Below are 3,598 nucleotides of genomic sequence, written 5' to 3'. Positions count from 1 at the left end.
TCTCATTGATTTTCTCGGTTGACCAGCCTAAGCTTTTTAAAAGTGCATGAGCACTTTCCATGGTGAGACGATCATCATTGTCATCCACTTCATCCACTTCCTCTGCCACTTCAACAGAAGTTGTTTTAGAAGCAACAGATGCTATTTGCGGATCCAAGCTCAAAATCGGTGCATTTTTCGGAAAACCTGCTCGATAACCCCGTGCAAGAGTGAGGAGATTATCAATTCTATATTTTGAGATTTCTTCCACAAAACCTAAAGGATTTCCCTTTCTAAAATTCTCCTTATAAGATTTGAGCTTTTCAACATCCCCAATCAAAACAAGCGCAATAAGGTGACGCGCTACAAGATCAAGTTCACTGTCTGGGGAAAAAGCCGCATAATCATAAATGATTTGATTGACATTTTGCCGATCTGCCCATTCAAGTATATCTGTACAAATCTCCTTTAGCTTGCCTCTATCCAATTCAGTACTAGAAACTGTATAAACTTCTTCTGCTTCTTTGAGGGCTATATATTGAGGCATATTATAGAAAATCTCTCTATGAGCAGTGGAAAAGCCAAGTGTTGAAAGGGAAGCCTTAAATGCAACAATTGGCTCTTCTTCATCACTTTGAAGACTGTACATTATATTGATGATACGGTCTTTACTGATAAAATAGGTATTACGATCATAGTTTTTATCACGATAAACTGTCCAACCCATTTCTTTTAATTGCTCAGCAACCTTATTGAAAGTAATCAAAGCTTTCGGACCAAGATGTGCTTCTGCTGCTTCTCGCTCATTAAGGATTTTCAGATGTTCTTCAGCAAATTCAACGGCATGGTTAACATATTTTTCTACTTCATCATCATCCAAATGTTCAGAAATCGTAACAGCTTCTAAAAAATTTTTATAAGATTTCAGGGTATCAATTCGACCTGTCAACGCTAAACAAGCCAAATGCCAAACTATATCTGTATCGTAACTATATTTTTGAACAACTGTTTTGCTTTCGATCGATGCTTGTAAATCTTGAGCGCGTGCCCATTGTATTATCCGCTCAGAGATTTGCGTCAATTCTTGCTCATTCAACCTCTCTACACAAATATCAATCCCTTTACCAAAACCACTAAAAATCCCTCCCCCAATTGTATTAAAAGACTGATAAATATCCGTAGGTCGTATCCAATTATATTCTCCCCTATAGTGAATATAACGACAAGCTATAGAAATCTCTTCATTAGAGATCTCAGCTTCAAGACGGACATTGTAATTGTCATGGAGGCGTACAAAACCAAAATCAAACTGAATAAAACGATCTGGCAAAGAAAGAAACATTCTCCCAGGTTCCATAGCAATCCATCCTAGCGTTTTGAAGATGCGACTTGCTGCGGTAAGGCTTATCGAGCGCTGTTTGGGCTTTTTGCGCGTTAGAATATCGTCTAACTCTCCATTCTTATAGGCTTGTGCAAATAAAATAAGGCGATCAATCCACTCCATGGTTGCATAATCGGCAAATTCTGGAACATGTAATTGGGGTGCCGGCTTATCAGACCTTAAAGCATCAATATCGCCAAGCAATGCTTGTGCAACAGCAGAATGATTGGCGGCTTCTTCATGCAATTTTTGTTCAATATCTTGTACTTTCGCCCACGCAATTACCCTATTTAAAGCTTCCTCAATATGACTTTCAGAAAGATTCTGTGCTGTAACTCCGAAATTTTCTTCTGCAGAAATCAACATATCATCATATTTATAGCGCGACTGTTCGCTATTAGAATATTCCTCAGCAAGGCAATAAGCGGCGGTAGTAAGAGCGACTGATAGCCGCAACCTTCCACCATCCTCTCCATAATCTACAACATCATAGAGAATGCGTATTATACGATCAGAAAGATGATAATAAGCAAATGTATCTCCAACTTCATGGCGATGAGTCTCCCAGCCCAATCTTTTTAAAATTTCTGTTACGTTTTTGGTTTGCATAGTCATTCACTTTTCTTCTAAATAACTTGGATATTCGTTTAGTTTATATTTTCGTGGTCCTTTTTCCCATTTCTTACTCAATTGTTTTTTAGGCCACTCTTTATTAAATTTTTTTAGTTGTTCCTCAGTTGGTTTCTCTTTTTTTATAAACTTTTCTAAATTTTCTTGGTATTTATTAAATTTCTCTTTATTTTTCTTAAGATACTCTTCAGCTTTAGGACCACAAAACTTTATACTTCCTGTTGTTTTACATATTTCTCTTAAAGCTTTCTGCATTTTATTTAATTTGGCTTTACCTGTTTTCGTCTCACTAAATGCTGGTTCACCATCCTCAATATAAGTATTATCAGGACGTGTTCTTGCCTTAATTGTACCTTTATCTGTCTTAATTTCAATTTCAATCGTTAATTCTCCCTCGCTTGGTGAAAATCCTTCCTCCTCTAATCTTTGTTTTTCCTCATCGCGTTTTTTGTCATGATATTTCCTACCTTTATTAAGCTTTTTACCCTTTCCATCGTTGTCATCGTCATTATTGTTTTGTGGTTCTTTATTGTTTCCGTTTTTTTTCTTATTTTTACTTTCCTTCTGAGAATCTTTATTTTTTTCTTCTTGTGAGTTTTGATTTGTTTTTTCGCTATCTTCTGCAGAATTTTTCGATGCAAACCAATAGGTAAGGAAATCAGCTATAGCGGTTCTATTGTTAGGAGATTGAACAATAGTTGCTCCACCAGCCATAAAAAGAGACAGAGCTGCCAACTCTTGTGGCGTAAGCGACACAATGAACGCTACAGCAGCTGCTACCGCAGGAAGAAAATTATTTTCGGCAGCATTACCTGCGGCATCAGCGCCAGTATTGACATCACCACCAGCAAGGGCAGCAGCAAAGCCTCCCGCTATGCGCGCGATATCAATGGCATGATCATTAAAATCAGAAAACTGTGCTTCAATCTTTGCATTGATACGCGCTTGTTCTTCTGCCGTTGGAACACGACCATCCAATGCTGCTATTTCTTTTTGTATAAAATTTTTGGTCGACAGTTTAAACTGGAGCATAGCAGTGGCTTCGCCCACAGCCCCCCCCACAGCACCGGCTGTGCAAGCACCGCTCGCAACAGCGCCTTTTAAGCAGCCAAGACCGGCGTGGGCAACGATCTGTGTGACCGTGTCTATTTTGCCTTCAGCCTTGGCGGTACCGATTTCTTCCGCCAACGATTTGCCAACCGTATCAGACAGGGCGATGCGCAGATTGTTAAAAAAGTTCTTGTCAAGAGAACCACCCTCAAGAGCCGTTTGCACGCCTGTGCCAATGGCGGCTTTGATCAAGTTCTTTTCCGCCTCACGGGTGATGCGATCAACCAGAGGAGCCGTTTTGGGCAAGGATTGCCCAACACCAGCCATTTCGGTTAGTTGGCTGGTTAAGCCCGCCGTTAACATCGATGAGACAATGCTGAGAACATTCTTTGAAGAGCCAAGCTCATGCAAGGCACCGGCAATATTGCCGCGATTGTTAACAAGAGCCACAGCGCTTTTGTTAATCAGTGCTTGGACACCTGCCTGTATCGCTGCATTCATGGCGGTGCTCGAGCCAAGCCCCAAAGCACCGGTAATGGCACTGGCAGCGCCCGAGGC

The 3,598-nt window shown here is 40.4% G+C and carries 2 protein-coding genes; both read right to left on the bottom strand.

Going from position 1 to position 3,598, the window contains the following annotated elements; translation table 11 throughout:
• The coding region (locus ACFINX_RS09495; protein WP_375668745.1) for a DUF6990 domain-containing protein at nucleotides 1-1,969 on the bottom strand (1,969 nt) is incomplete at its 3' end.
• 6 nt (nucleotides 1,970-1,975) lie between these two features.
• Nucleotides 1,976-3,598 (bottom strand): DUF637 domain-containing protein (locus tag ACFINX_RS09490; protein ID WP_375668744.1); only part of this gene is annotated, 1,623 nt, incomplete at its 5' end.

The sequence above is a fragment of the Bartonella sp. AP36NXGY genome, from assembly GCF_042195865.1.
In the GTDB taxonomy this organism is placed as follows: domain Bacteria; phylum Pseudomonadota; class Alphaproteobacteria; order Rhizobiales; family Rhizobiaceae; genus Bartonella.
The sequence above is the reverse complement of the archived record's forward strand: the minus strand, read 5'-3'. Positions and strand labels throughout refer to the sequence as shown.